The 26,214-nt window shown below is 62.9% G+C and carries 23 protein-coding genes; 10 read left to right on the forward strand and 13 right to left on the reverse strand.

All coding sequences use genetic code 11. The annotated features are described in order from the left end of the window. Positions 1-9: 9 nt before the first annotated feature. On the reverse strand, positions 10-543 hold the full coding sequence (locus tag KW824_RS16550; RefSeq protein ID WP_005325467.1) for an ATP--cob(I)alamin adenosyltransferase: 534 nt from the start codon (positions 541-543) through the stop codon (positions 10-12). A gap of 85 nt (positions 544-628) precedes the next feature. After that, on the reverse strand, positions 629-1,765 hold the full coding sequence (locus KW824_RS16555; protein WP_218410372.1) for a DUF5610 domain-containing protein: 1,137 nt from the start codon (positions 1,763-1,765) through the stop codon (positions 629-631). 169 nt (positions 1,766-1,934) lie between these two features. Between KW824_RS16555 and trmA the strand changes: the two genes are divergently transcribed. The 4 genes from trmA (at position 1,935) to KW824_RS16575 (ending at position 5,571) form a co-directional block, all read left to right on the forward strand. Further along, positions 1,935-3,041: a tRNA (uridine(54)-C5)-methyltransferase TrmA gene (trmA, locus tag KW824_RS16560; RefSeq protein ID WP_218410348.1), complete on the forward strand. Its 1,107-nt coding sequence runs from the start codon at positions 1,935-1,937 to the stop codon at positions 3,039-3,041. 148 nt (positions 3,042-3,189) lie between these two features. Further along, positions 3,190-3,900, forward strand: coding sequence for a two-component system response regulator RstA (gene rstA / locus KW824_RS16565; RefSeq protein WP_218410373.1), 711 nt, complete (start codon positions 3,190-3,192; stop codon positions 3,898-3,900). 111 nt (positions 3,901-4,011) lie between these two features. Next, a complete protein-coding gene (rstB, locus tag KW824_RS16570; RefSeq protein WP_218410349.1) occupies positions 4,012-5,337 on the forward strand; it encodes a two-component system sensor histidine kinase RstB in 1,326 nt (441 codons plus the stop codon). 54 nt (positions 5,338-5,391) lie between these two features. Continuing rightward, positions 5,392-5,571: a hypothetical protein gene (locus tag KW824_RS16575; protein WP_218410350.1), complete on the forward strand. Its 180-nt coding sequence runs from the start codon at positions 5,392-5,394 to the stop codon at positions 5,569-5,571. Between the two features lie 66 nt (positions 5,572-5,637). Here the strand turns inward: KW824_RS16575 and KW824_RS16580 are convergent, their stop codons facing one another. The 3 genes from KW824_RS16580 to rpmE form a co-directional block, all read right to left on the reverse strand. Next, positions 5,638-6,894: a malic enzyme-like NAD(P)-binding protein gene (locus KW824_RS16580; protein WP_043128735.1), complete on the reverse strand. Its 1,257-nt coding sequence runs from the start codon at positions 6,892-6,894 to the stop codon at positions 5,638-5,640. A 179-nt stretch (positions 6,895-7,073) separates the two neighbouring features. After that, complete coding sequence (locus KW824_RS16585) at positions 7,074-8,507, reverse strand: DUF2867 domain-containing protein (protein ID WP_005325436.1); 1,434 nt, start codon at positions 8,505-8,507, stop codon at positions 7,074-7,076. Between the two features lie 126 nt (positions 8,508-8,633). Next, positions 8,634-8,849, reverse strand: a complete 216-nt coding sequence (rpmE, locus tag KW824_RS16590) for a 50S ribosomal protein L31 (RefSeq protein ID WP_041206593.1) — start codon at positions 8,847-8,849, stop codon at positions 8,634-8,636. A 147-nt stretch (positions 8,850-8,996) separates the two neighbouring features. Between rpmE and priA the strand changes: the two genes are divergently transcribed. Then, positions 8,997-11,204, forward strand: coding sequence for a primosomal protein N' (gene priA, locus KW824_RS16595; protein ID WP_218410351.1), 2,208 nt, complete (start codon positions 8,997-8,999; stop codon positions 11,202-11,204). Between the two features lie 183 nt (positions 11,205-11,387). On the opposite strand, the gene ompA is transcribed toward priA, so the two are convergent. Continuing rightward, positions 11,388-12,509, reverse strand: coding sequence for a porin OmpA (ompA, locus tag KW824_RS16600; protein ID WP_041206594.1), 1,122 nt, complete (start codon positions 12,507-12,509; stop codon positions 11,388-11,390). A 491-nt stretch (positions 12,510-13,000) separates the two neighbouring features. Between ompA and KW824_RS16605 the strand changes: the two genes are divergently transcribed. Next, positions 13,001-13,876 (forward strand): DMT family transporter, encoded by an 876-nt coding sequence (locus KW824_RS16605; protein WP_218410352.1) that lies wholly within the window; start codon positions 13,001-13,003, stop codon positions 13,874-13,876. A 38-nt stretch (positions 13,877-13,914) separates the two neighbouring features. Here KW824_RS16605 and ilvA read toward each other — a convergent pair whose 3' ends face one another. The 5 genes from ilvA to ilvG form a co-directional block, all read right to left on the reverse strand. Then, positions 13,915-15,453 (reverse strand): threonine ammonia-lyase, biosynthetic, encoded by a 1,539-nt coding sequence (gene ilvA, locus KW824_RS16610; RefSeq protein ID WP_218410353.1) that lies wholly within the window; start codon positions 15,451-15,453, stop codon positions 13,915-13,917. A gap of 104 nt (positions 15,454-15,557) precedes the next feature. Next, complete coding sequence (gene ilvD, locus KW824_RS16615; RefSeq protein ID WP_042649842.1) at positions 15,558-17,399, reverse strand: dihydroxy-acid dehydratase; 1,842 nt, start codon at positions 17,397-17,399, stop codon at positions 15,558-15,560. Between the two features lie 146 nt (positions 17,400-17,545). After that, a complete protein-coding gene (locus tag KW824_RS16620; protein WP_218410354.1) occupies positions 17,546-18,490 on the reverse strand; it encodes a branched-chain amino acid transaminase in 945 nt (314 codons plus the stop codon). Positions 18,491-18,502: 12 nt separating this feature from the next. Next, a complete protein-coding gene (gene ilvM / locus KW824_RS16625; RefSeq protein ID WP_043128746.1) occupies positions 18,503-18,781 on the reverse strand; it encodes an acetolactate synthase 2 small subunit in 279 nt (92 codons plus the stop codon). Then, on the reverse strand, positions 18,778-20,424 hold the full coding sequence (gene ilvG, locus KW824_RS16630) for an acetolactate synthase 2 catalytic subunit (protein ID WP_218410355.1): 1,647 nt from the start codon (positions 20,422-20,424) through the stop codon (positions 18,778-18,780). The genes ilvM and ilvG overlap by 4 nt, the downstream gene beginning before the upstream one ends. Positions 20,425-20,807: 383 nt before the next feature. Between ilvG and KW824_RS16635 the strand changes: the two genes are divergently transcribed. From KW824_RS16635 to KW824_RS16645, 3 genes are all read left to right on the forward strand, one after another. Next, on the forward strand, positions 20,808-22,325 hold the full coding sequence (locus KW824_RS16635) for a YifB family Mg chelatase-like AAA ATPase (RefSeq protein WP_218410356.1): 1,518 nt from the start codon (positions 20,808-20,810) through the stop codon (positions 22,323-22,325). Positions 22,326-22,457: 132 nt separating this feature from the next. After that, the gene (locus KW824_RS16640) at positions 22,458-23,357 is read left to right on the forward strand and encodes an acyltransferase (RefSeq protein ID WP_171269386.1); all 900 of its coding nucleotides are present in this window, start codon (positions 22,458-22,460) and stop codon (positions 23,355-23,357) included. A 9-nt stretch (positions 23,358-23,366) separates the two neighbouring features. Then, a complete protein-coding gene (locus tag KW824_RS16645) occupies positions 23,367-24,314 on the forward strand; it encodes an acyltransferase (protein ID WP_171272889.1) in 948 nt (315 codons plus the stop codon). Here the strand turns inward: KW824_RS16645 and KW824_RS16650 are convergent. Next, positions 24,257-24,745: a DUF523 domain-containing protein gene (locus KW824_RS16650; protein ID WP_218410357.1), complete on the reverse strand. Its 489-nt coding sequence runs from the start codon at positions 24,743-24,745 to the stop codon at positions 24,257-24,259. The two genes, KW824_RS16645 and KW824_RS16650, sit on opposite strands and share 58 nt — an antisense overlap. A gap of 108 nt (positions 24,746-24,853) precedes the next feature. Further along, on the reverse strand, positions 24,854-25,504 hold the full coding sequence (locus KW824_RS16655) for a DNA mismatch repair protein MutT (RefSeq protein WP_171272891.1): 651 nt from the start codon (positions 25,502-25,504) through the stop codon (positions 24,854-24,856). A 74-nt stretch (positions 25,505-25,578) separates the two neighbouring features. Between KW824_RS16655 and KW824_RS16660 the strand changes: the two genes are divergently transcribed. Then, a complete protein-coding gene (locus KW824_RS16660) occupies positions 25,579-26,214 on the forward strand; it encodes a nicotinamidase (protein WP_182787177.1) in 636 nt (211 codons plus the stop codon).

The raw sequence follows: 26,214 nt of genomic DNA on the forward strand, positions 1-26,214 counted from the left end.
CCGGCAACCTCAGTAGTTGATGCTGACGTAGGGGACTTCCGGCACATTCCACGCCTGCTTGAGGTAGACGGTCAGCACGAAGAAGAAGTTGGCCAGCAGGTTGGCGAAACGATAGAGGATGGAGTCGAAGCGCACGCCGCTCTCTTCGAGGCGCACCAGCAGGCGCACCACCTTCTTGCTGCCGCAGCGGCACAGGTGCAGGGTGGGGATGGGCTGGGGCCCCTGGGGCAGCACGAAGCCGGTCACCCGGCCGCGGCTCGCCTCGTTGTAGTGATCGTAACGCCCCTTCAGCCAGTCCAGATCTTCCTCGAAGATCCCGAGCCTGCCACGCACCGAGCCGTTGAGGTTGTAGATGAGTCGTTGCAGGGTCGCCAGATCCGCCAGCACGGGCCGGGTATCCTCATCCGGCACCAGATGGGAGAGCACGGCCCCCACCTGACAGCAGAGCTCGTCAGTGGCGATCTCGTAGTCACACTGGAACTGGGTCTCGAAGATGAAGGGGTAGCAGAGCTCGCGCTTGTCTCTTGGCTTCTTGGGGTTCATGGCATCGTCTGGCTGGAGAAAAGGGCAGTTTGCCAGCCCGGGCCCGGGCTGGCAAACGCCGCATCAGAGAGGTGACGAACCGGGATCAGGTGGTCGCCATCTGCTGGCCGAGCAGCCTCATGGCCTCCAGCATCCGCTGGTTGAAGCCCATGAAACCGGCGCCCTCTGCCCCCTCACTCTGGCCTCGCGCCGCCAGTACCGCAGGGGTCAACGCCTGCTGCTGGGCAGGCGGCAACAGGGCATCGGCCTGCTGCTGCAACTGGCTCAGCTTCGGCAGATAGTCCGCCAGCGGCTTGAGGCCCTCCTGCAGCGAATGGGCCCCCTGATAGGTCTGGCTCAAGCGGGCCGACTGCTTGAGCTTGAGGGAGTAGGAGGCCAGCTGACTGTCGTCCAGTTGCAACCCGTCCAGCCTGTCGGCCAGGGTCTTGCCCTCCCCGCCTCCGAAGAACTGGCCAGCCAGCTCGTCCAGCCCCTTGACCAGTTTGCCGATGGCCTCCATCTCGCCACTGTCGAGATCCCCCTCCAGGGAGAAGTCGAAGCTCTGGCTCGACTTGAGGCTGAACTGGCTGCCGCTCCCGTCGTTACGGGACTTGAACTGCCAGCTGTCGCTGAACCTCAGCATCACCTTGTCCCCGTCCCGGGTCTCGATCTCGAGGAAGGCCTGCTGCCGACTGGCCATCTTGGCCGCCCCGAGATCCGTGGTCGAGACCTCGCCGAAGAACTCTTGCTCGAAGGACTCCAGCCCCTCCTGGATCAGCTTGTAACTCTGATCCATACCGGTCTTGATGTCCTCGTTGTCCGCCCAGTCCCCGAGCTGCTTTCTGGCGTCGCCGAAGCCCATGTCCACGCCTTTGCGGGCCTGCTCCATCATCTTGGCCAGATCCTCATCCGACTTGCCGTCGGCACGGGCCGCGCCCAGCCGTCCGGTGACAAATTGCAGCACGTTGTCCGCCACCGTCTCGTAATCGAACAAGGTCTCCGGGGTGATCGCCTCTGGCGGATCCAGCTTGAACTCCTGACTCTTGGGGGCCTGATAATGCTGGCCATTGATCTCCAGCGCGAATTGCAGCGCCTGCTGGATCAGCACCTGGGCCCACTTCGGGGGCTTGTTCAGGGAGACCTCATCCCCCTTGTCCGTCGTTTTCGACTCTGCCTGTTGAGGCGATTTGGGAGCAATGCCCACTCCCTTGGGTTGGGCTGCGCCCATGCCATCGATCTGCATCATCACTCTCCCGCCATACTGGTGGATCGGTTATCGGCCCGACTGGCCACTTCTTGACCACAAAAAACTTGGACAATCCGCGACGGCCTTTTAAAATCCCCACCCTTTGGTTGGCTGCGGCCTTCCCCCGGTTTCTGCCCGGCCCTGCCGGTGTGCATCTGAGGTATCTATGACCCAATCCCAGCGGACCCCCGCCGACTACCAGGCCCAGCTCGACGAGAAGCGCGATCGCCTCACCCAGCTGTTCGCCGACTTCAATCCGCCCGCGCTTGAGGTCCATGCCTCCCCCGCCGAGCACTACCGGATGCGCGCCGAGTTCCGCATCTGGCACGAGGGGGATGACCTCTTCCACTGCATGTATGCCCAGGCCACCAAGGAGATCATCCGGGTCGACAGCTTCCCCACCGCCAGCCTGCTCATCAACCGGCTGATGCCAGTGCTGCTGGCAGGGCTGCGCCCGCACCCTGTGCTGCGCCGCAAGCTGTTCCAGATAGACTACCTCTCCACCCAGTCCGGCCAGCTGTGCGTCAGCCTGCTCTACCATCGCAAGCTGGAGGCGGAGTGGCAGCAGGCTGCCGAGGCCCTGCAGGCCAACCTGCGGGCCCAGGGGTTCGATCTGCAACTGATTGGTCGCGCCCACAAGCAGAAGATTTGCCTGGGAGAGGAGTTCGTCATCGAGCGGCTCAACGTGCAGGGGCGCGAGCTGGTCTACAAGCAGGTGGAGAACAGCTTCACCCAACCCAATGCCGCCATCAACGAGCAGATGCTGGGCTGGGCGCTGGACGTGACCAAAGGCAGCGAGGGTGACCTGCTGGAGCTTTACTGCGGCAACGGCAACTTCTCCATCGCCCTGGCCCAGAACTTCCGCAAGGTGCTGGCCACCGAGATCGCCAAGCCGAGCGTGGATTCAGCCCAGTACAACATCGCCGCCAACGGCGTAGACAACCTGATCATCCTGCGCATGTCGGCGGAGGAGTTCACCATGGCGATGCGCGGCGAGCGGGAGTTCAACCGCCTCAAGGGGGTCGATCTCGACGCTTACCAGTGCAACACCATCTTCGTCGACCCGCCCCGTGCCGGCCTCGACGACGCCACGGTCAAGCTGGTGCAGGAGTACGACAATATCCTCTACATCTCCTGCAACCCCGAGACCCTGCAGGCCAACATGGCGGTCCTCGGCGAGACCCACGAGATCGCCCGCTTCGCCCTGTTCGACCAGTTCCCCTGGACCCACCATATGGAGGCCGGGGTCTACTTGAAGCGCAAGGCGGGCTGATACCGCAGGGGACGCCGATCCCCTTCGACAGGCAGAATGAGAACAGGGCCTCGGGCCCTGTTTGATTAGTTATCCCGGTGCAGAGCGCTGGCGCAGCCGTTATGCTGGCGACACGCGCATTCGCGCCATCGCCGGGGGCCACGCCACCATGCCACGCGTTCTGTTTGTTGAAGATGATCCCGACATAGGCCAGCTCATCAGCAGCTGGCTCGGCCGCCACGATATCGAAGTGCTGCTGGAGACCCGGGGGGATCTGGCGCTCGCCAGGGTGGAGGCCGAACAGCCCGATCTGGTGCTGCTCGACATCATGCTGCCGGGACAGGACGGCCTCTCCCTGTGCCGGGATCTGCGCCCGCGTTTTGCCGGTCCCATCGTCATGCTCACTTCGCTGGACAGCGACATGAACCAGATCCTCAGTCTGGAGCTGGGCGCCAACGACTACATCCTCAAGACCACGCCGCCCCCCGTGCTGCTGGCCCGGCTGCGGGTCCAGTTCCGCCAGCAGGGGCTGCAGGCATCCCAACCGCTCGCTCCCAGCCCCCCGCCCCAGCGCCTGCAATTCGGCCGCCTGCGGATCGACGGGCCGGGTCGGGACGTGCGCCTCGATGGCGACAGCGTGCCCCTCTCTACCGCCGACTTCGATCTCTTGTGGGAGCTGGCCTGCCACGCCGGCCAGATCCTGGGACGGGAGGCGCTGTTTCGCAGCCTGCGGGGCCGCGACTACGACGGCCAGGACCGCAGCATGGACGTGGCCATCTCCCGCCTGCGCCGCCGGCTTGGGGATGACAGCAACAACCCGACCCGGATCAAGACGGTGCGCCAGAAGGGTTATCTGCTGGTGCCCCAGGCCTGGGAATAAACAGTTACCGAATGACCTTGATGCTCTCTGCTCCCTTTGCGGGAGAAGGGTTGGCGATGAGGGGATAACAAAACAACGCCAAGACGCAACCCAGGCAAGAGGAGAACCTCCATGCGACGCCTGTTTATCCAGTTCTACCTGCTGCTTATCGGCTGCTTCTGCCTCGCCATCCTGCTCATCGGTCTGGTCTATCAGGTCAGTGCCGAGCGGGCGGGGGATCGCTATCTGGAGCGGATGATGCAAGGCTCCCTCGGCCTGCTCACCGGTGAACTGGCCCGGCTGCCGCCGGCGCACTGGCCCGCCCGCATGGCGGAGCAGAGCCGCCAGCTCACCCTGCCGCTGCAGCTCGGGGCCCTCGCCAACCAGCCGCTGGCCAGGGAGGATCAGGTCTTTCTCGAGGCGGGCAACATCGTCATCGTCGAGGAAGATGACACCTTCCTGCAGCGCATCCCGGGCACCGATCAGGTGCTGATCGTCGGCCCCGTGCCCTACCTATCCTACCTGCACGAGCTGCACTGGGTGGATGTGGGCCTGCTGCTGCTCATCGGCCTCTCCCTCGGTCTACCCATCCTGCTCTGGCTGCGTCCCCACTGGCGTGGCCTGCAGCAACTCGAACAGACAGCCCGCCGGGTCGGCGATGGGGATCTCTCCAGCCGCACCGGCCTGCCCCCCGGCAGCAGCCTGGGCCGGGTGGGCCGCACCTTCGATCAGATGACGGAGCAGTTGCAGGCCATGCTGGCCAGCCGCAAGCAGCTGACCGACGCCATCGCACACGAGCTGCGCACCCCTCTGGTGCGGCTGCGCTACCGGCTCGCCATGCTGGCCGAGCCTCCCACCACCGAGGAGCAGCAGGGGCTGGAGCGGGATCTCGGCGCCCTGGACGCCCTCATCGAGGAGATGCTCACCTACGCCAGGCTGGATCGCCCTGAGCTGCCGCTGCAGTTCAGCGAGCTGGAACTGGCCAGTTGGGCCGGTAGCCGCCTCCCGGACTGGCAGGCGCTGCGGCCACAGACCCGGCTCGATTTCGTACGCCCGGCCATGGCCTTGCCCTGGCACGGCGACATCCGCCTGCTGGATCGGGCGCTGGAAAACCTCATCGGCAACGCCCTGCGCCACGCCACCAGCCGGGTGAGCCTCGCCATGAGTCGGCAGCAGGATCACTACCTGCTGGAGGTGGCCGACGACGGCCCCGGTATCGATCCCGCGCTGGCGCCCCAGATCTTCGAGCCCTTCGTGCGGCTGGATCAGAGCCGGGACAGGCGCACCGGCGGCACCGGGCTCGGTCTCGCCATAGTGCGCAGCATCGCCCGCCACCACGGCGGCGAGGTACAGCTGCTCCCGAGCAGCAGCGGTGCCCGCTTATGCCTCAGACTGCCCGTACATTTGGATACAAACCGTCACCAGTCGCTCACTGAACCACAGGTCGAACAGCCCTAGGATGACGTCATGGAGAGCCGCTCCATGTCATCAAACCGAACGAGGAACTGGAATATGAAAAAGCTGATCCCCCTGAGCCTGGCCGCTGTCTTCGCCCTGACCTCCGGCTTCACCATGGCTGCCACCCCGACCAAGGCTGCCGCCCCCCACGCGACCCAGACCAAGGTGGTGAAAAAGCATCACAAGGCGACCCATGCCGCACCGGCCGTGAAAGTGACCCCCAAGACCAAGTAACAGGCGCACAAGCTCCCAATGAAAAGGGGCCCCATCATGGGGCCCCTTTTGTCGTGCTCAGGCGGCTCAATCTTGCATGTAATCTGCCGGCAGTGCGATGCGTGCCACGCCGGAGGCCACCGCTGCCAGCGCCACGGCGCGGGCCACGCGGGGCAGCAGACGGGCATCCATCGGCTTGGGAATGACGTACTCCTTGCCGAAGGTGAGCTCGCTCACCCCGGCGGCGGTCAGCACCTCGGCCGGGACCGGCTCCTTGACCAGGCCGCGAATGGCCTCCACCGCCGCTATCTTCATGGCGTCGTTGATGCGGCTGGCGCGCGCATCCAGGGCGCCGCGGAAGATGAAGGGGAAGCAGATGACGTTGTTGATCTGGTTCGGATAGTCCGAGCGACCCGTGCCCATGATGAGATCGCTACGTACCGAGTGCGCCAGGGCAGGCTTGATCTCGGGATCCGGGTTGGAGCAGGCGAAGATCACCGGGTTGGGGGCCATCAGCGCCACCGCTTCGGCAGGCAGCACGTCCGGGCCCGAGACGCCGACAAACACGTCCGCCCCGTCGATGACATCCATCAGGGTACGCAGCGGAGTCTCATTGGCGAAGCGCTGCTTGTACTGGTTGAGATCGGTGCGACCGGTGTGGATCACCCCCTGACGGTCCAGCATGAAGATGTTGTGTGGCGCAGCGCCGCACTTGATCAGCAGGTCCATGCAGGCGGTGGCGGCGGCCCCGGCGCCCATGCAGACGATGCGGCTCTGTTCGATGCGTTTGCCCTGCACTTCCAGCGCGTTGAGCAGACCGGCGGCGGTGACGATGGCGGTGCCGTGCTGATCATCGTGGAACACCGGGATGTCGCAGCGCTCGATCAGCGCCTGTTCGATCTCGAAGCACTCGGGGGCCTTGATGTCTTCCAGATTGATGCCACCGAAGGTGTCGGCGATGGCCGCGACAGTGTCGATGAATTGCGCACTGGTCTCGTGTTTCACCTCGATGTCGATGGCGTCGATGCCGGCGAAGCGCTTGAACAGCAGGGCCTTGCCCTCCATCACCGGCTTGGAGGCCAGCGGCCCCAGATTGCCAAGACCGAGTATGGCGGTACCGTTGGAGATGACGGCCACCAGGTTGCCCTTGCCGGTGTAGCGGTAGGCATCATCGGGATTGGCGGCGATCTCGCGCACCGGCTCGGCGACGCCCGGGCTGTAGGCCAGCGCCAGATCGCGGGCGGTCTCGGCGGGTTTGGTAAGGGCGATGGCTATCTTGCCGGGAATGGGTTGGGCGTGGTAATCGAGCGCTTGTTGACGAAGATCGTGACGCAGATCGGACATGGGGGACCCCGATACGGAAGTGAATGTGGTGGTGCATTGGCTCGCCACAGGCGAGGGCTCGGGATCATAAAGAAAACCTTCGGGCTTTCACAGTAGAAAGTATTGCCGTTATCCGCTGATGAGCCAATCATCAGCACGTATCACCGACAATGAATACCCATTTAGTTATAGATATGGTTTCAATCCATCACGGGTATACCGGCCCTCTGCTCCGCCTGACGGGCGATGGCCTCCGTCATCCCCTGGAAGATGAAGAGGTGGAAGGGCAGCATGGCGAGCCAGTAGGCCAGCCCCCAGGCACCCTGAGGGTGCCAGTGGGCGGTCACCCGCAGCCGGGTCAGGCCGGACTCCTGGGGCTGGATGTTGAACTCCAGCCGCCCGACACCGGGGGCCTTCATGTTGAACAGCAGATCCAGCCTGCGCCCCTCGTCCACCCCGAGGATCTGCCAGGAGTCCAGCATGTCCCCCTTCACGAAGCGATCCGGATTGGTGCGGCCCCGAGTGAGCGCCGGGCCCCCTATCAGGTGATCCATCCATTCGCGCACCACCCACAGCTCGTTCATGTAGAAGTAGCGCTGCTCGCCCCCCAGCTGCTGCAGCACCTGCCACACCACTTCGGGAGAGGCGAGGCACTCGGCCTCACCGCTGGCGGTACGGTCGTAGAAACCGTACTCGGGGTGACGCCAGCGCAGGCCGAGCGGCGTCTCCTGGCCCTGCTGCTCGGCGCCGAGCTTCTGTTCCAGCGCCAGGCTCTCCGTCAGCGCCTCGTCAAAGCTGAGCAGGTGCTGGGGCAGCAGGGCCCGCAGCGGACCGTCATCGGCCGGGATGTCATGCTTGAGGCCACCCACCAGCGCCTTGGCAATGGGTTGGGGCACCGAGGTGGCAAACTGCAGCCACCAGGCGGAGAGTCGGGGGCTCAGGAAGGGGATGGGGATGATGGGGCAGCGTTTGCCGATGTGGGCGGCAAACTTCTGCAACTGCTGCTGGTAGCTGAGCAGCTCGGGGCCCGCCGCGTTGAAGATGCGGCCATCCACCCCGTCGGCCTCCACCAGTCCGCCCAGATAGTGCAACAGGTTGGAGAGGGCGATGGGGGGCGTGCGGGAGCGCACCCACTTCGGCGTCACCATCATCGGCAGGTTGAACACCAGATCCCGCATCACCTCGAACGCCGCCGAGCCCGGGCCTATGATGATGCCGGCCCGCAGCTCCACCGTGGGTACACCCGCCTCTCGAAACAGCTCCCCGCAATGGCGACGGGAGTTGAGGTGGCGGCTGTTGCAGGGGATCGGCTGTATGGCCCCCAGATAGATGATGCGGCGCACCCCGGCGGCGCGGGCGGCGGCGGCGAAGTTCTTCACCCCCTGCTGCTCCAACCGGTGAAAACCGGCGCCTGCCCCCATGGCGTGCACCAGATAGAAGACGGTGTCCACCCCGGCAAGGGCCGGCAGCAGGGTGATGGGCTTGAGGCTGTCGGCGAGACGGAACTCCACCCCCTCCGGCAGGCGGCAGGGGCGGCGCGCACCGGCGATCACCCTGTAGCCCAACCCTTGCAGGTGGGGTACCAGATAGGAACCTATGTAACCCGCCGCACCCATCACCAGACAGTTCCGCATTCCGACACTCCTTGCCATCCCCCATGGACTCGCACCCACCATAGGGCAAAGCGAGGCAATACAGAACGCCAACAAGCAAAAAAGGCGCCCGATGGGCGCCTTTTTCAGAATTCTTCAGAAGTAAGATTACTTCTTGGCAGTCAGACCACCGAAACGCTTGTTGAACTTGTCTACGCGGCCGCCGCTAGAAACTTCTTTCTGCTTGCCGGTATAGAACGGGTGGCACTCGGAGCACACGTCCAGGTTCAGATCTTTACCCAGGGTAGAGAAGGTGTTGATCACGTTACCGCAAGAGCACTTGGCGGTGATGGCTACGTAGTCAGGATGGATACCAGCTTTCATGGACAACCTCGATTATAGGCCGTGTCGCCATCCGATCTCTTGTCGGACACCACACGATTGTTGAACACAGTTTCAAAGGCTGCGAATAATATAGGAAATGCCTGAGTTCAGGCAAGTGGCTTCGCAGAAAAAATAGGCAACCTTTTGGTGGATTCATCGCAAACGCTTGATCTGGTTCGTGTCGCTGTCCCGGTGCCGTTGCGCCGGCACTTCGACTATCTCTCCCCTTTGCCCTTGCCTGCCCCCGGTTGCCGGGTAGAGATCCCGTTCGGTCCCCAGACCCTGGTCGGCCTGGTGGTGGATCACCCGACCGAGAGTCAGGTGCCCCGCAACAAGCTCAAGCCCATCAAGCGAGTGCTTGATAGCTCCCCCGTGCTGGGGCCGGATATCCTGGCGCTGATGGCCTGGAGTGCCAGCTACTACCAGCATCCGCTGGGTGAAGTGCTGCCCCACGCCCTGCCGGTGCTGGTGCGCAAGGGAGAGCCCGCCGCCTACCGTGAGCTGGAGTTCTGGTTTGTAACAGAAGCCGGGATGGCTATCGATCTCAACGAGCTCAAGCGGGCGGCCAAGCAGCAGCAGGCACTCGCCCTGCTGCGCAAGGGGCCCCAGACGCCGTCTGCGCTCAAACAGGAGGAGATCCAGAGCGCCGCACTCACCGCCCTGGAGAAGAAGGGACTGCTGGAGAAGCGCAGCCTGGAGCCGAGCCATGACGGCGACTGGGCAACCCATTTTGACGCTGGCGAGGGGTTGCGCCTCAACGGCGAGCAGGCGCTGGCGGTGGCCGCCGTCACCAGCCAGAGCGACAAGTTCGGTGCCTTCCTGCTGGACGGCATCACAGGCTCCGGCAAGACCGAGGTTTACCTGAGCATCCTCGAGCCATTGCTCAAGGCGGGCAGGCAGGCCCTGGTGATGGTGCCGGAGATCGGCCTCACCCCGCAGACCATCAACCGCTTCCGGCGCCGCTTCAAGGTGCCCGTGGTGGCGATGAACTCCGCCATGAACGACAGGGAGCGGCTCGATGCCTGGCTCGCCTGCCGCGACGGCGGAGCCGCCATCCTGATCGGCACCCGCTCCGCGGTGTTCACCCCATTCAAGAACCTCGGCATCATCATCATCGATGAGGAACACGACGGCTCCTTCAAGCAACAGGACGGTTTTCGCTACCACGCCCGGGATCTCGCGGTGATGCGGGCCCATCGCGCCGGCATTCCCATACTGCTTGGCTCGGCCACCCCCTCGCTGGAGACGCTGCACAATGCCAGAACTGGCAAGTATCACCACCTCAGCCTGACGCGGCGCGCCGGCAACGCCCAGACCGCCCGTCAGGTAATCCTCGACATCAAGAGCGCGCGGCTGCAGGCCGGGCTCTCCCCCCAGCTGGAGCAGCTGATGGCAGAGCACCTGGCAGCCGGCAATCAGGTGATGCTGTTTCTCAACCGCCGTGGCTATGCACCCGCCCTCATCTGCCACCAATGCGGCTGGAGCGCTGCCTGCGAGCGCTGCGATGCCTGGTACACCTGGCATCAGGCCGGGCGACGGCTGCACTGCCACCACTGCGACAGCGTGCGCCCGCTGCCCCATCACTGCCCCGAGTGTGGCAGCAACGAGCTGATCGGCTCCGGTGTGGGTACCGAGCAGCTGGAGCAGCTGCTCACCACGGTATTCCCCCAATACCCTGTGGTGCGCATCGATCGGGATAACACCCGCCGCAAGGGGGAGCTGGAGACCCATCTCGGCGACATCAAGGCGGGCAAGTACAAGATCCTGATCGGCACCCAGATGCTGGCCAAGGGGCACCACTTCCCGGATGTCACCCTGGTAGGCCTGCTGGATGTGGATGGCGCCCTGTTTTCCGCCGATTTTCGCGCCGCCGAGAAGCTGGCCCAGCTCTACACCCAGGTGGCGGGGCGCGCCGGGCGCGCCAGCAAGCCCGGGCTGGTGGTGCTGCAGAGCCATCACCCCGAGCACGCCCTGCTGCAGGATCTGACCCAGAACGGTTACGGCCACTTCGCCGACACCGCGCTCAAGGAGCGCCGCCTGCTGGGGCTGCCGCCATTCAGCTACCAGGGGCTGTTCCGGGCCGAGGCCAACGGCCGGGACGAGGTGCAGCTGTTCCTCACCCGCCTCGCCGAGACACTGCGCAGCGCCCGTTATCCCCAGGTCCAGGTGCTGGGGCCCATCAGCGGTTTCATGGAGCGCAAGGCGGGGAAGTTTCGCATGCAGCTGCTGGTGCAGGGCCCGAACCGGGCCCCCCTGGCACAACTGCTGGATTGGGCGGTGAAGGAGCTGGACGGCTGGTCGGAGAGCAAAAAGGTGCGCTGGAGCCTGGACATCGACCCCACGGAGTTGAATTAAACCGTCTCCCTCACCAGCCGCGTTTTTCTTATCGCGCGTCTGATTACGCCACCTTGTGGCGAATCAAGCCTAGGGTTTTTCCCCCTTCACCCTCGCGGGAGAAGGGTTGGGGATCAGGGGGAGCCAGAACACAACGAGGGGGCCAAGGCCCCCTCGTTGTGTTTATCCCATGACTGTTCCGGCTTATTCGGCGGCCTGGGAGACCCCGGTCAGCCGCACCTCGACCCGGCGATCCGGCGCCAGACAGGCGATCATCTGCGCCTTGGCACCATCCGGGCAACTGCCCCCCGTCACCGGGGAAGATTCACCACGCCCCTCGGCGCGCACCTTGTCGGCAAACAGTCCCTTGGCGATGAGATAGTCCGCCACGCTGCGGGCACGCTGCTCGGACAGGGACTGGTTGTACGCATCGGAGCCGATGCGGTCGGTGTGGCCGATCACGGTCGCCACCCCATCCTTCGGATTGGCGGCCAGAATCTGGGCAAACAGGTTATCCAGTGCCTGGCTGGCCTCGGGCTTCAGCGTCGCCTTGTTGAATTCGAACAGCACATCCGAATCCAGACTGAACTGTTTCTCCACCAGCACAGGGGCCGGGGCGGGCTCGGGGGCCGGTGTGGGCACCACAGGTTCGTCGCCGATCTGGCCGAAGCGGTAGAGCATGCCGACAGACAGCAGGCCGTTGTCCAGCTCTATGCCGGATTCATCCAGCGAGTCCTTGCCGAGCGGCGTGGTGTACTGGTATTCGAGGCGGGCAGCCCAATCCTTGTCGATGGCATATTCGATGCCCAATGCCCCCACAAAGGCGGCACCGTGATACTTGCCCCCGCCCGATGCCGAGAGGTTGCTGGTGCCATCGTTGGCCCAGGCACTGATGGAGCTGTCGGTCCAGGCATAGGCGCCCCCCAGCCGACCGTAGATATCCAGGGCCTCGGTCGCCGGGAAGCCGATCTTCATGGTGGCCTGGATCATCTGGGCCTTGGCCTCCCCATCCAGTCCTGCCTCGACCCCGTTACTGCTGAAGCGCTGATCGACCTGATACTTGCCGAGCCAGTCATAGCCGAGCTCGACGGCCACGTTGCGGTTTACCTGATAGCCGGCGAATGCCCCCAGACCGAGATCGCTGTGGTCCTGGCCAGGATCAAAGGCATCGAGCAGCTCCTTGACCTGATCGTCGTAATCCACCCCGTAAAAATTGGACCAGCCAGCCTTGCCACCGACATACCAGGTATTGTCCTGGGCGGCGGCCTGCACCGTCCCCGTTGCCATCAACGCGCCGATCAGGACGGCGAGCATAGATCTGTTCATGGATGAGCCCCTGCAATGAATTGTTATGACGCGGATGCGCCTCTCTTCCCTGACGGGGCCCCGAACCCAAGCCCCATACTCAGATTATCCCATCTGTCACTAGCCTCAAATGACAAAACTCTCGGGAGTGTGAGCTCGCTTGCATTCTGAGACCCGGGCAGTCTTTTTCCTGATATTCAAGGGAATAGAACCCATTCGCCGAGTGCAGTCTCGTCCTTCGCTCATGGTTGTATTGCCTCTGTCCAGTCACAATCAAATCCGTTTGACCCCCAAAGATCAATTGGATAACATCGAAATATTAACAATGCTGTCAGCAGCAGCACATTTCGATGAAGGACTTTTGATGGAATTCGCCTATAAAAAATATTTACCCATAAATTTATAATGGCTTCGCTGTGCTTCGTGCGCACCAAAAACAGCAGAGTAAATATGACTAATCCAGTGATGAAGCCGTATTTCAACATGAATCGATGACAGGTCTATGGTACAGCATGAACTATCTTGAACGGTTGGCTCCTATCTTATTTTTATTGATGTGGAGCAGTGGTGCCATCTTCGTCAAGATGGGATTGGAAAACGCATCGGTGTGGTCCTTTTTAACCCTTAGGGCAACAGGTGCATTTCTACTGATGGGAGTGATCTACCTCTGTTTTAAAATAAACAGCAAAACAAAATTAACCCCAAGCATACTTGCCAGAGTGGTGGTGACAGGTCTCCTCTTGCAAGTCTTCTATCAGGCCTTCTATTTCTTGTCTATTCGTTATGAACTCTCGCCGGGCCTGGTCTCCATTGTCCTGGGCTTGCAACCCATTATGACTATCTTGTTCGGTGGTGATAAAACATCACCCTATAAACTACTGATTCTTCTTATCGGCTTCTCAGGCTTGGGACTTGCAATCTTTGGTGCCAAGGATGTCAGTCAGGTTACTCCCTTGGGGGTTAGCTTCGCGATCCTCTCGGTAATGGCGATCAGCATAGGCTCTCTCTTCCAGAAGACGATCCCCATGACGCCATTGGAGTCAGGCATGCTTCAGAATGGTTGTGCCTCCATCGTCTTCGTGGCCACTTCTCTCATCATTGGATGGCATGTGAATTGGAGCCCAAACTTCGTCTTTTCCTTGTCATGGATGATAGTGGTCGTTTCTACCGGGGCTGTATTATTGTTGTTCTATATGATCCAGAGAAACTCGGCGAGCAAGGTCAGCGTCCTCTTCTATCTGGTGCCAATATTAACTATGTTTTTTGACTTCATTATTTTCGATACTGAAATTACGACGACAACTATTATGGGGGCACTAATAGTCATCGCCTCTATAAAATTATTCAGCCTACCAAGTCGACGCACATCTGAAAAAATGCTCTCGTGAAAATATCAAAGAGGGAAGTTGACACTTCCCTCTTTGAATCATTTCATCCGTTCATCACCACTCGCCAGGAACAGGCGATAGGCGGGATCGTCGCTCACCTCTTTCCAGCCGTAGCCAATCTCGTGCAGATAGTCGTGGAAGGCGGCCACGTCTTCGTCCGGCAGTTCGAAGGCGCACAGCACCCGCCCATAGTCGGCGCCGTGGTTGCGGTAGTGGAACAGGCTGATGTTCCAGCGACAGCCCAGGGTCTCGAGGAAGCGCATCAGGGCACCCGGCTGCTCCGGGAACTTGAAGCTGTAAAGCCGCTCACCCAGCGGCCGCGCCGGACGGCCGCCAATCATGTAACGCACGTGATTCTTGGCCAGCTCGCTCTCGGTCATGTTGACCACGGGGTAACCGTTGCCACCGAGTTGGTCGATGATCTGGCCCAGCTCCTCGTCGCCGCCGGTGAGGCGTACCGAGACGAACAGGGAGGCCTGCACCGCATCCGCGTAGCGGTAGTTGAACTCGGTCACCATGCGCGGCCCAAGCTGGCGACAGAAGTCGAGGAAGGCCCCCTTGCGCTCGGGTATGGTCACCGCCAGCATGCCCTCACGCTTCTCGCCGATCTCGCAGCGCTCCGACACGTAGCGAAGGCTGTGGAAGTTGACGTTGGCGCCGGACAGGATGGCAGCCATCCGCCCCCCCTTCACCTGCTCCCGTTCGCTATAGGCCTTGAGGCCAGCCAGGGACAGGGCACCGGAGGGCTCGGCGATGGCGCGGCAGTCGTCGAAGATGTCTTTCAGCGCCGCACAGATCTGGTCGTTGGAGACGGTCACCACCTCGTCCAAATACTGGTTGCACAGGCGGAAGGTCTCCTCGCCGATGCGCTTGACCGCCACCCCGTCGGCAAACAGGGAGACCCGCTCCAGGTTGACCGGCTCACCAGCCTCCATGGCGGCCTTGAGGCAGGCGGACCCCTCGGCCTCCACCCCGATCACCTTCACATCCGGCAGCAGTTGCTTGATGTAGACCGCCACCCCGGCGGCCAGACCGCCGCCACCCACAGGTACGAAGACGTGGGTGAGGTGGGTATCCTGCTCCAGCAGCTCCTTGCCGATGGTGCCCTGACCCGCGATCACCTCGACATCGTCGAACGGCGGGATCAGGGTGTAGCCCTCCAGTTCGGCGAGGCGGCGGCTCTCGCCGTAGGCCTCGTCGAAGCTGTTGCCAAACAGCATGACGTTGCCGCCCAGCCGTCGCACCGCGTCGATCTTGATGTCCGGCGTGGTCTTGGGCATCACTATGATCGCCTTGATGCCGAGCTTGGCCGCCGACAGCGCAACACCCTGGGCATGGTTGCCGGCCGAGGCCGCCACCACGCCATGGGACTTCTGCTCGGCGCTCAGGGTGGCGATCTTGTGATAGGCACCCCGCAGCTTGAAGGAGTGCACCGGTTGCAGATCTTCCCGCTTGAGCGCCACGTGGTTGCCGAGTCGCTCGGATAATTTTTTAAGGGTCTGCAAGGGCGTCACCCGCGCCGCCTCGTAGACGGGTGAGAGCAGCACCTTGCGTAGATAATCCGCCGCAGAGACCATGGCTTACTCCTCCAGCTTGCTGAGGTCGCGCCACATCAACCCCTTGTCGGCATAGACAGAGGCAAGGGGCACTTTGCATAAATGATTTGTCGTCGCGTTCATCATCACTCCTCCAGCTTGCTTAAATCGCGCACCGCGCCCTTGTCGGCACTGGTGGCGAGCATGGCGTAGGCACGCAGGGCGTAGGAGACCTGACGCTGGCGATTGAGCGGCTTCCAGCCACGGGCCTCGACGGCGGCGCGGCGAGCGGCCAGCACGCTGTCAGCCACTTCCAGCACCATGCTGCGGGCCGGAATGTCGATGTTGATGATGTCCCCATCCTCCACCAGCCCTATGGTGCCGCCGGACGCCGCCTCGGGGGAAACGTGGCCGATGGAGAGACCGGAGGTACCGCCGGAGAAGCGACCGTCTGTGATCAGGGCGCACGCCTTGCCGAGGCCCATGGACTTGAGATAGGTGGTGGGGTAGAGCATCTCCTGCATGCCGGGGCCGCCCTTGGGGCCTTCGTAGCGGATCACCACAACTTCACCCGCTTTCACTGTGCCGTCCAGGATGCCGGCGACAGCAGTGTCCTGGCTCTCGAACACCCGGGCCGGGCCGCGGAAGCAGAGGTTCTCATCATCCACCCCGGCGGTCTTGACGATGGCACCGTTGAGGGCCAGGTTGCCGGAGAGTACCGCCAGCCCCCCTTCCAGGCTGTAGGCGTTGTCCAGGGAGCGGATGCAGCCTTCTGCTCTGTCCAGATCCAGCTCTGGCCAGCGGCAGTTCTGGCTGAATGCCTTGGTGGTGCGAATACCGGCCGGGCCGGCGCGGTAGAAGTCGTGCACCGCCTTGTCGTCACAGCGGCTGACGTCATAGGCCTCCAGCAACTCGCTCAGGGAGGTGCCGAGCACGTTGCGGGTATCGCCGTGCACCAGGCCGGCTCTTTCTAGCTGACCCAGGATGGCGACCACACCACCAGCGCGGTGCACGTCTTCCATGTGGTACTTCTGGGTGGATGGTGCCACCTTGCACAGCTGAGGCACCTTGCGGGACATGCGGTCGATGTCGGCCATGGTGAAGTCCACCCCGGCCTCCTGGGCCGCCGCCAGCAGGTGCAGCACCGTATTGGTGGAGCCACCCATGGCGATGTCCAGGGCCATGGCGTTCTCGAACGCCGCCTTGGTGGCGATGTTGCGCGGCAGGGCGCTCTCGTCATCCTGCTGGTAGTAGCGATTGGCCAAAGCGACGATGCGCTGACCTGCCAGCTTGAACAGCTGCTCCCGATCGGCGTGGGTCGCCAGCATGGAGCCGTTGCCCGGCTGGGAGAGGCCGAGCGCCTCGGTCAGACAGTTCATGGAGTTGGCGGTGAACATGCCGGAGCAGGAGCCGCAGGTGGGGCAGGCGCTGCGCTCTATCTGATCGCTCTGGGCATCGGAAACCTTGGGGTCGGCGCCCTGGATCATGGCGTCCACCAGATCCAGCTTGATGATCTGATCGGAGAGCTTGGTCTTGCCCGCCTCCATGGGGCCGCCGGAGACGAAGATCACAGGTATGTTGATGCGCAGGGCGGCCATCAGCATCCCCGGGGTGATCTTGTCGCAGTTGGAGATGCAGACCATGGCGTCGGCGCAGTGGGCGTTGACCATGTACTCCACCGAGTCGGCGATCAGCTCCCGGGACGGCAGGGAATAGAGCATGCCGCCGTGGCCCATGGCGATGCCGTCATCGACCGCTATGGTGTTGAACTCCTTGGCGACGCCGCCAGCGGCCTCGATCTCCCGAGCCACCAGCTGACCCAGATCCTTGAGGTGCACGTGACCGGGCACGAACTGGGTGAAGGAGTTGACCACGGCAATGATGGGCTTGCCGAAATCCTGATCTGTCATGCCGGTGGCACGCCAGAGGGCGCGGGCCCCGGCCATGTTACGTCCGTGGGTGGTGGTGGCGGATCTCAACTTCGGCATTGTCTCTACTCCCTGAATGCCCCTGGGGCGCATTGTCTTTCAACATGAATGTGTGATTCGCGGATCGGGAATCGATCCTGGTGAAGGCGCCACAGGGAGCCTTCACCGGAAGCGACTCGGGGAGGCGTGACGCCTCCCCTCTCTTATCAGTCGTTGACTGGGGTCAGCCAGCCCCACTTGTCCTCGGTCTTGCCGTTGAACAGGCCGAAGAAGGCGTTCTGCAACTGCTCGGTCACGGGGCCACGGCTGCCAGCGCCCACCTGCATCCGATCGACGGAGCGCACCGGGGTCACCTCGGCGGCAGTGCCCGTCATGAAGATCTCGTCCGCCACGTAGAGCGCTTCGCGGGGCAGTGCCTGCTCGCGCACTTCATACCCCAAGTCACGAGCCAGCGTCATTATGGTGTCGCGGGTGATGCCGGGCAGGATGGCGGCGGTGGCGGGCGGGGTGAACAGCACACCGTTCTTCACCAGGAAGAGGTTCTCACCGGCCCCTTCGCTCAGGTAGCCGTTCACGTCCAGCGCCAGCCCCTCGGCGAAGCCGTTACGCTTGGCCTCGCGACTGATCAGCTGGGACGACAAATAGTTGCCCCCGGCCTTGGCGCCTGTGGGTATGGTGTTGGGCGCGAGCCGGCTCCAGGAGGTGACGCACACATCCACCCCGTTCTTCAGCCCTTCCTCCCCCAGATAGGCACCCCAGGGCAGGGCCGCGACCATGAGGTCGGCCTTGGCATCCAGCGGCGGGTGCAGCCCCAGCCCCACGTTGCCGACAAAGGCCAGCGGACGCAGGTAGCCGCTTTTCAGGCCGTTCTCGCGCACCACGGTGCGGCAGGCATCATTCACCTCGGCCTCGCTGTAGGGGACGTCCATCCAGTAGATCTTGGCGGAGTCGAACAGGCGGCGGGTGTGCTCCTGCAGGCGGAAGATGCAGGTCCCCCTGGGGGTGTCGTAGGCGCGTACTCCCTCGAACACCGAGGAGCCGTAGTGCAGGGCGTGGCTCATGACGTGCACCTGAGCATCCTGCCAGGGCACCAGTTTGCCGTTGAACCAGATGTATTGGGGGTGAGTGGCGGATTGGGAAGACTGTGACATTGGCTTGGCTCCTTAAGCGCTGATCCGGGGTTGCTGTTCCAGTGCATCGACCCGGGAGACATCCACCAGCTTGACCAGCTGGCTCCACAACTGCTGGATGGGACGCTCCGACTCGACAGTAACCGTGATCCGCAGCTGTTGGCAATCCTGCTCCATATTCAGAGCGCAGAGGGCGAAGCCACGGTGACGCACCACCCGCAGCACCCGCTCCATCACTTCGGGTCTCGGCTGGGCGTGGATATGCAGTGTGTGCTGCGCAAATCCGGGTTGGTGAAAGCTGTGCTGCTTCATGGGCGTTGCTCCATCATCTTGTGGTTGGCGACTCCCGGCGGAACCAGGGGCCAGACGTTTTCTTCCTCTGAAATGGCCACATGCAGCAGGTAGGCGCTCTCGCTCGCCAGCAGGCGATCGAGTGCACCGGCTATCTGCTCCTTGCATGTGATGGTCTCGCCCGGGATGCCGAACGCGGCGGCCAGGGCGATGAAATCCGGGTTGTCGGAGAGTATGGTCTCGCTGTAGCGGCCGTCGAAGAACAGCTCCTGCCACTGGCGCACCATGCCGAGACGTTGATTGTCGATCAGCACCATCTTCACCTTGAGCTGGGCGCGGCGTATGGTGCCGAGCTCCTGCACGTTCATCATGAAGGAGCCGTCACCGCTCACCAGCACCACCTCGTCATCCGGGCGCGACATCTTGGCGCCGATGGCGGCGGGCAGGCCGAAGCCCATGGTGCCAAGGCCGGCGCTGGAGAGGTGATTGCGCGGGCTGGTGAAGCGCATGTGCTGGGCCACCCACATCTGGTGCTGACCCACGTCGCAGGCCACCACGCTGGTGTCCGGCAGCCGTGCCGAGAGCTGCTTGAGCAGGGCCGGGGCATAGATGGGCTGGCCGGGGTGGTCGTAGCGGAAGGCATACTCGCGAGCCATGGCGGCGCAGTGCTCACGCCAGGGATCGATCGCCAGCGCCATGACCAGGGCGGGCAACACCCGCTTGAGATCCGTGGTGATGCCCACGTCGGCGGCGCGGCGCTTGCCGAACTCGGCGGCATCTACGTCCAGATGGATCACCCTGGCCTCGGGAGCGAACTCCTCCAGCTTGCCGGTCACCCGATCATCGAAACGGGCACCCACCACCACCAGCAGATCGCACTGCTGCACCGCATAGTTGGCGGCCTTGGTGCCGTGCATGCCAAGCATGCCGAGGTAGACGGGGCTGTCGGGATTGAGCGCACCTATCCCCTTGAGGGTGGTGACCGCCGGCATGCCGGTGGCGGCGGCAAAGTCCCGCAGCTGCTGCTCCGCATTGGCCATGCCCACACCGCCGCCGACGTAGAGCACGGGGCGCTCGGCGGCGGCCAGCAGGGTGCGGGCCAGGGTCAGCTCGGCCGGATTGAGGGGCTCGGGCTCCTCCACCGCAAACAGCGGGCTCTGGGTTGGCACGGCGGCGAGCTGCACATCCTTGGGAAAGTCGATAAGCACAGGCCCCGGACGCCCTTCGGTAGCGATGGCGAAGGCTTCCGCCAGCACCCGGCCCAGATCGGCGGCATCCGTCACCATGAAGGAGTGCTTGGTGCAGGAGAGAGACATACCGAGTACATCGACCTCCTGAAACGCATCGGTACCGACGGCGGCACAGGCGACCTGACCGCTGATGGCGACCAGGGGCACGGAATCGAGCAGCGCCTCCGCCAGGCCGGTCACCAGGTTGGTGGCCCCCGGGCCCGAGGTGGCGATGCAGACCCCCACCTGGCCGGAAGCGCGGGCATAACCCACGGCGGCCATGGCAGCCCCCTGCTCGTGACGGCAGAGCTGATGGGCCAGTCCACCGTCATACAGGGCGTCATAGACCGGCATGATGGCCCCGCCCGGGTAACCAAACACCTGGGTCACACCCTGTTTCTTGAGAGCCTGTACCAAAAACTGCGCGCCGTTCATGTGGAAATCCTGTCCTTTGGTCGAAAAAAAACCCCCGGGCCGTGAGGCTCGGGGGTCGCTTGTTTCGTTCTGTCCGGTGGTGGGTCTATCCCTTGTTCCGTGCAGCTAAACGAGCCCCGAGCGGTGAGATAATAATCACCACTAGGACCACAATAATGCTGACGAAACGGGAGGCCATGTTCATAGTTACAACCGGAAATCCTGTGAAATGGGGGCGGTTTGCACCGCGAATGGCTATTAGAACTAGCACGGTGATTTTTATTGGGCAAGCATTTTTTACCTGACAAGACTCTGATTTTGACTGATCTGCAAGCTGCTCTCTGGAACAAAAAGCTAATAAAAAACGGTTAACCAGCACATACATCAAACCAAGGACGGGATTTATGTCATTAGCTGTGGTTTATAGCCGTGCCAGCCTGGGGATCGCGGCGCCGCAAGTCACGGTGGAAGTCCATTTATCCAACGGACTGCCCGCCTTCAACATGGTGGGCCTGCCGGAAACCTCGGTGAAAGAGTCCCGGGACAGGGTGCGCAGCGCCCTGCTCAACGGCAACTTCGAGTTCCCCTCCAAGCACATCACAGTCAACCTGGCCCCCGCCGATCTGCCCAAGGAGGGGGGCCGTTTCGATCTGGCCATCGCCATCGGCATTCTCGCCGCTTCCAAGCAGATACCTGCAAAATACCTGCTCGATCACGAATTTTTAGGGGAGCTGGCCCTGACCGGCGAGATCCGCCCCGTGCTCGGCGTGCTGCCCGCCGTGCTCGCCTGCCGCGACGCCGGGCGTACCCTGCTGGTACCTCGGGAGAACGGCCCCGAGGCTTCCCTCATTCAGGACGCCGAAGTGCGTACCGCCCACCAGCTGCTGGCCGTCACCGCCTGGCTGGCGGGCCAGTACGAGCTGCCCCTGCCGGAGCCCCAGACCACGGACACCCTGCCCGACGTGCCGGATCTGCAGGATGTGATCGGCCAGTCCCAGGCCAAGCGGGCGCTGGAGATCGCCGCCGCCGGCAGCCACAACCTGCTGTTCATCGGCCCGCCCGGCACCGGCAAGAGCATGCTGGCGAGCCGCTTGCCCGGCATTCTGCCGCCGCTGAGCGAACAGGAGGCGCAGCAGACCGCCGCCATCCACTCCATCGGCGGCCTCACCCCCCGCGCCGGTCACTGGCATCACAGGCCCTATCGCACGCCCCACCACAGCGCCTCAGCTGTGGCCCTGGTGGGGGGCGGCAGCCACCCGAGGCCAGGGGAAATCTCCCTGGCCCACAACGGGGTGCTGTTTCTCGACGAGCTCCCCGAATTTGAGCGCAAGGTGCTCGACTCCCTGCGAGAACCGCTGGAGACCGGCCACATCACCATCAGTCGGGCCGCCCGCCAGGTGGACTTCCCCGCCCGCTTCCAGCTGGTGGGCGCCATGAACCCCAGCCCCTGCGGCCACTACGGGGACGGCCAGACCCGCTCCAGCCCGGATCAGATACTGCGCTACCTCGGCAAGCTCTCGGGCCCCTTTCTCGATCGCTTCGATCTGACGGTGGAGGTGCCGCTGCTGCCCAAGGGGAGCTTGACCGGCAAGGCGGAGCGAGGGGAGTCGAGCCGGCAGATCCGTGAGCGGGTGCTGGGCGCGCGGGAGCGCATGCTGAGCCGCAACGGCAAGCTCAACAATCTGCTGGATAGTCGCGAAATCGAAGATATTTGCCGATTATCGCCGCAAAATGCCGAGTTTCTGGAGAACGCCATCCAGAGGCTGGGGCTCAGCATCCGGGCCTGGCACCGCATCCTGCGGGTGTCGCGCACCATAGCGGATCTGGCGGGGCGCCCCGCCATCGAGAAGGAGCATCTCATCGAGGCGCTCGGCTACAGGGCCATGGACAGGCTGCTGTCACGGCTGCGCAGCGGCCAGTGAACACGACATGATGGCAAGGACAGCCCGGCGTCAGTACGGTGCATCCATGGTCTAGCGCCGGAACGGCTGATATTATGGCCACAGATCTGACCACTTGGTTACCACCCACAGACACGAAAACGGATCCGATTCATGCACAACAAGCTGATAGAGCGGCTGCGCGGCTGCCTCTCGACCCTGCTCTATTTTTTCAACACCCTGTTCTGGTTTGTCCCCATCCTGCTGCTCGGTCTCATCAAGCTGTTGCTGCCCCTCAAGGGCTGGCGAACCCTCTGCAACGCCCTGCTGGACGGCTGCGCCAGCTGCTGGATAGGTTTCAACAACCTGATCCAGAAAACCATCATCAGAACCCCTTTCGAGGTGGTCGGAGTGGACAAAGGGCGCCGGAATGAGTGGTATATGGTGATTGCCAACCATCAATCCTGGGTCGACATACTGGTACTGCAGCGGATTTTTAATCAGAAAATCCCCTTCCTGAAGTTTTTCCTCAAGAAAGAACTGATTTGGGTACCTTTTCTCGGTCTGGCATGGTGGGCGCTGGACTTCCCCTTCATGCGGCGCTATTCCCGTAAACTTCTGGAAAAACGACCCTATCTGAAGGGAAAAGACATAGAAACGACACGGAAGGCCTGTGCCAAGTTCCGCCACATTCCAGTGAGTGTGATGAACTTTGTGGAGGGCACCCGCTTCACCGCCCACAAGCACGACAAACAGGGCGCGCCCTATCGCCACCTCCTGCACCCGAGGGCTGGCGGCATCGCCTTCACCCTGGCGGCCATGGGTGATCAACTGCACAAGCTGGTGGATGTGACCATCGCCTATCCGGGTGGCATCCCCAGCTATTGGGACTTCATGTGCGGTCGGGTCAAGGAGATCAAGGTTCGGGTCCGCTTTCTGCCGATCGAACGCAATCTGGTGGGGGATTACTTCAATGACCCCGAGTTCCAACAAGAGTTTCAACAGTGGCTGAACGGGATCTGGCGTGAGAAGGACCAGACCCTGGGTCAGCTGCTGGCGGACAAGACGCAGTAAACGATACCCATGCCAAGCCTGCTCCCGGGTCCCCTGGTGCTGTTCATCAGCACCAGCCTGACCATTTTGTTCACCGCCCTGTGTGCCAGCCTGATCCTGCTGGTGTCGCTGGTCAAACTGCTGCTGCCGATCCCGGCCTTTGGCCGCGCCTGCAGCCGGCTCAACAATGGCTTCATGCGCCTGTGGCTGGCCTGCAACGCCCTGGTGATAAGCCTCACCACCCGCATCGACTGGCAGGTGGAAGATGACACCCGGCTGCGCAAGGATGGCTGGTACCTCATCATCAGCAACCACATGAGCTGGACCGACATAGTGGTGCTGGGTCACCTGTTCCGCGACCGGCTGCCGGTGCCCAAGTTTTTCATGAAACACGAGCTCATCTACATCCCGTTGTTGGGGCTCGCCTGCTGGGGACTGGACATGCCCTTTATGCGCCGCTACTCACGGGAATTCCTGCTGCGCAACCCGCACCTTCGCGGCAAGGATATCGAGACCACCCGCCACGCCTGCGAGAAGTTTCGCCACATCCCCACCACCGTCATCAACTTCGTTGAGGGGACCCGCTTCACCGAGGAAAAGCGAGAGGCGACCCGTTCCCGTTACCAGCACCTGATGCCACCCAAGGCGGCGGGGCTGGCCTTCACCCTGGCGGCCATGGGAGAACAGTTCGACAGTCTGATCAATGTCACCATCAGTTATCCGGACAACGCAGAGACCCCGTTCAAGGACTTTTTGATGGGGCGGATGAAGCGCATCCGGGTACGCATCGAGGAGCTGCCGGTGGACGGGCAGCTGGTAGGGGATTACTTCAACGACAAGCAGTTCAAGCGCGGCTTCCAGGCGTGGCTGAACCAGCGCTGGCAGGAGAAGGACGAGGTGCTGGAAGGCTGGCAGCAGGCTCAGGCGCCCGCGGCGTTGACCGCCAAGGAGAGCGCCGACGCCAGCTCGGGTAGCTGATCCTCGCTGAACACGGCAATGCCGTGGCGGCGCAGCAGGGCGGTGGTCTTGCCCTCCCCCGCCACGGAAACCCCCTCGAAGCGGCCGTTATAGATACGGCCGCTGCCACAGGAGGGACTGCCCTCTTTCAGCAGCGCGAAGCGAATGCCCTGCCGCTGGCAGATCGCCAGCGCCAGTTCGGCGCCACGATCGAATTCCGCCGTCACATCCAGCCCGCTTTCGGTCACCACTAGCTCGCCCTGCCGTTCGGCGGGCGGGCGCGGGGTCGACAAGCCGCCTGCCACCTCGGGGCAGAAGGCCAGCACCCGCCCCTCGGCGCCCAGTTCATTCAGCCAGTCGCTGACGATCCCCTTGCTCTGGCCGTCGTAGCGAACCGGCTGGCCCAGCAGACAGGCGCTTACCAATACCTTGTGCATTCCTGCGTCACTCATGCTTCGTTCTCCATTGGTCGACCAGATACCTTGGTGCATAGCCGTCGTAGTGCGGCGGCATTGGATCCAGCAGGCAGACGCTGACCAGCACCCGGGGCGGTGCTTTGTTCATGCCTCGGCTCCATTCATCACCTGATCGAACATCACGCAGCAGGGGTTTTCCAACCGATATAGGATGGCGGGACGCTGCTTGCCGGTGCGCTTGCGACCGGTATCTACCAGGATGTCGGCGCGATGGATCCGCTTGCGAAACGCCGCCGTGTTCATCGGCGTCTGCAGGACGATCTCGAAGGCCCGTTGCACCTCGGAGAGGGTGAATTCGGTCCCCAACAGTTGCAGCGGCAAGGTGCTGTAGCGGCTCTTGATGCGCAACCGCTCCAGCCCTCTGGCGATCAGTTGGTCGTGATCGAAGGCGAGGTCGAGGCCAGACAAGGCCGAAAGCGGGTGCCAATGACCTCGCACGGCCTCCGCTCTGGGTTCCACCAGACAGAGATAGACCAGGGTGGTGGACCAGCCACGGGGATCCCGCTCCAGATTGCCGAGGGTACAGACCTGTTCGCTGTAGCAATGACCCAGCCCCCACTCCGCCAGCAGACGGTGGCGGGCGGCATCCAGATCCCGATCCCGGGTCTCGTCGATGCGCAGGGCCGGCAACTGCCAGCAGTGGGTAAAGGGGGGGCGATCCCGGGTCTCGAGCAGCAGTTCGAGCCGCTCCTCGTTCAACCGCAGCACCACCATATCCAGACTCATTCTCGGCATCCTGGTCGACCTGCTCGCCTTCTAATAATGTTTGGTAGATAATATCACAAGAATATTATGTGCAGGAGCCACCCATGGGAACCATCGCCAGCCTGGATATAGATGCGCAGAAGGGCTTTACCCCTCTCTGCCCGAACGAACTGCCCGTCGCGGGCGGGGCTGACATAGTGGCGGCCCTCAACGCGCAGGCCGCCCTCGCCACCCTGCGAGTCGGCAGCAAGGATGCCCACCCCGCGAACGCCGCCTGGGTCGTGACAAGCCCCGCCGCCATGCTGCAACCCCTGGATCTGCCCAACGCCGATCTCACCTGGCCGGCTCATTGCGTGCCCGGCACCCAAGGCTTCGAACTGCTCGATGGCCTGCCCGCCCCCATCGACTATGACTTCTTCGTCTGGAAGGGGGTCGAGCCGGATCTGCATCCGTACGGTGCCTGCTACCACGACCTGGCCGAGCGCCGCAGCACCGGGCTTATCGAATTCCTGCAAGCACGGGGCGTCAGCACGGTGCTGGTGGGAGGCCTCGCCACCGACTACTGCGTCAAGACCAGCGTGCTGCAACTGCGCCGAGCCGGTCTGCGGGTCATCGTTCATCTCGACGCCTGTCGTGGCATCGCCCCCGAGACGGTGGCCAGCGCCCACTCCCAGATGATCGAGGCGGGCGCCGAACTGGCCCAAACCCTGACCGATGTACAACGCCTGCTGGACGCCTGA

This window comes from Aeromonas sp. sif0611, from assembly GCF_019218845.1.
Classification (GTDB): Bacteria; Pseudomonadota; Gammaproteobacteria; order Enterobacterales; family Aeromonadaceae; genus Aeromonas; species Aeromonas media.

Coding starts and splice junctions, on each gene's coding strand:
- KW824_RS16550 (WP_005325467.1), bottom strand. CDS start 543: ATGAACCCCAAGAAGCCAAGAGACAAGCGCGAGCTCTGCTACCCCTTC.
- KW824_RS16555 (WP_218410372.1), bottom strand. CDS start 1,765: ATGCAGATCGATGGCATGGGCGCAGCCCAACCCAAGGGAGTGGGCATT.
- trmA (WP_218410348.1), top strand. CDS start 1,935: ATGACCCAATCCCAGCGGACCCCCGCCGACTACCAGGCCCAGCTCGAC.
- rstA (WP_218410373.1), top strand. CDS start 3,190: ATGCCACGCGTTCTGTTTGTTGAAGATGATCCCGACATAGGCCAGCTC.
- rstB (WP_218410349.1), top strand. CDS start 4,012: ATGCGACGCCTGTTTATCCAGTTCTACCTGCTGCTTATCGGCTGCTTC.
- KW824_RS16575 (WP_218410350.1), top strand. CDS start 5,392: ATGAAAAAGCTGATCCCCCTGAGCCTGGCCGCTGTCTTCGCCCTGACC.
- KW824_RS16580 (WP_043128735.1), bottom strand. CDS start 6,894: ATGTCCGATCTGCGTCACGATCTTCGTCAACAAGCGCTCGATTACCAC.
- KW824_RS16585 (WP_005325436.1), bottom strand. CDS start 8,507: ATGCGGAACTGTCTGGTGATGGGTGCGGCGGGTTACATAGGTTCCTAT.
- rpmE (WP_041206593.1), bottom strand. CDS start 8,849: ATGAAAGCTGGTATCCATCCTGACTACGTAGCCATCACCGCCAAGTGC.
- ompA (WP_041206594.1), bottom strand. CDS start 12,509: ATGAACAGATCTATGCTCGCCGTCCTGATCGGCGCGTTGATGGCAACG.
- KW824_RS16605 (WP_218410352.1), top strand. CDS start 13,001: ATGAACTATCTTGAACGGTTGGCTCCTATCTTATTTTTATTGATGTGG.
- ilvA (WP_218410353.1), bottom strand. CDS start 15,453: ATGGTCTCTGCGGCGGATTATCTACGCAAGGTGCTGCTCTCACCCGTC.
- ilvD (WP_042649842.1), bottom strand. CDS start 17,399: ATGCCGAAGTTGAGATCCGCCACCACCACCCACGGACGTAACATGGCC.
- KW824_RS16620 (WP_218410354.1), bottom strand. CDS start 18,490: ATGTCACAGTCTTCCCAATCCGCCACTCACCCCCAATACATCTGGTTC.
- ilvM (WP_043128746.1), bottom strand. CDS start 18,781: ATGAAGCAGCACAGCTTTCACCAACCCGGATTTGCGCAGCACACACTG.
- ilvG (WP_218410355.1), bottom strand. CDS start 20,424: ATGAACGGCGCGCAGTTTTTGGTACAGGCTCTCAAGAAACAGGGTGTG.
- KW824_RS16635 (WP_218410356.1), top strand. CDS start 20,808: ATGTCATTAGCTGTGGTTTATAGCCGTGCCAGCCTGGGGATCGCGGCG.
- KW824_RS16640 (WP_171269386.1), top strand. CDS start 22,458: ATGCACAACAAGCTGATAGAGCGGCTGCGCGGCTGCCTCTCGACCCTG.
- KW824_RS16645 (WP_171272889.1), top strand. CDS start 23,367: ATGCCAAGCCTGCTCCCGGGTCCCCTGGTGCTGTTCATCAGCACCAGC.
- KW824_RS16650 (WP_218410357.1), bottom strand. CDS start 24,745: ATGAGTGACGCAGGAATGCACAAGGTATTGGTAAGCGCCTGTCTGCTG.
- KW824_RS16655 (WP_171272891.1), bottom strand. CDS start 25,504: ATGCCGAGAATGAGTCTGGATATGGTGGTGCTGCGGTTGAACGAGGAG.
- KW824_RS16660 (WP_182787177.1), top strand. CDS start 25,579: ATGGGAACCATCGCCAGCCTGGATATAGATGCGCAGAAGGGCTTTACC.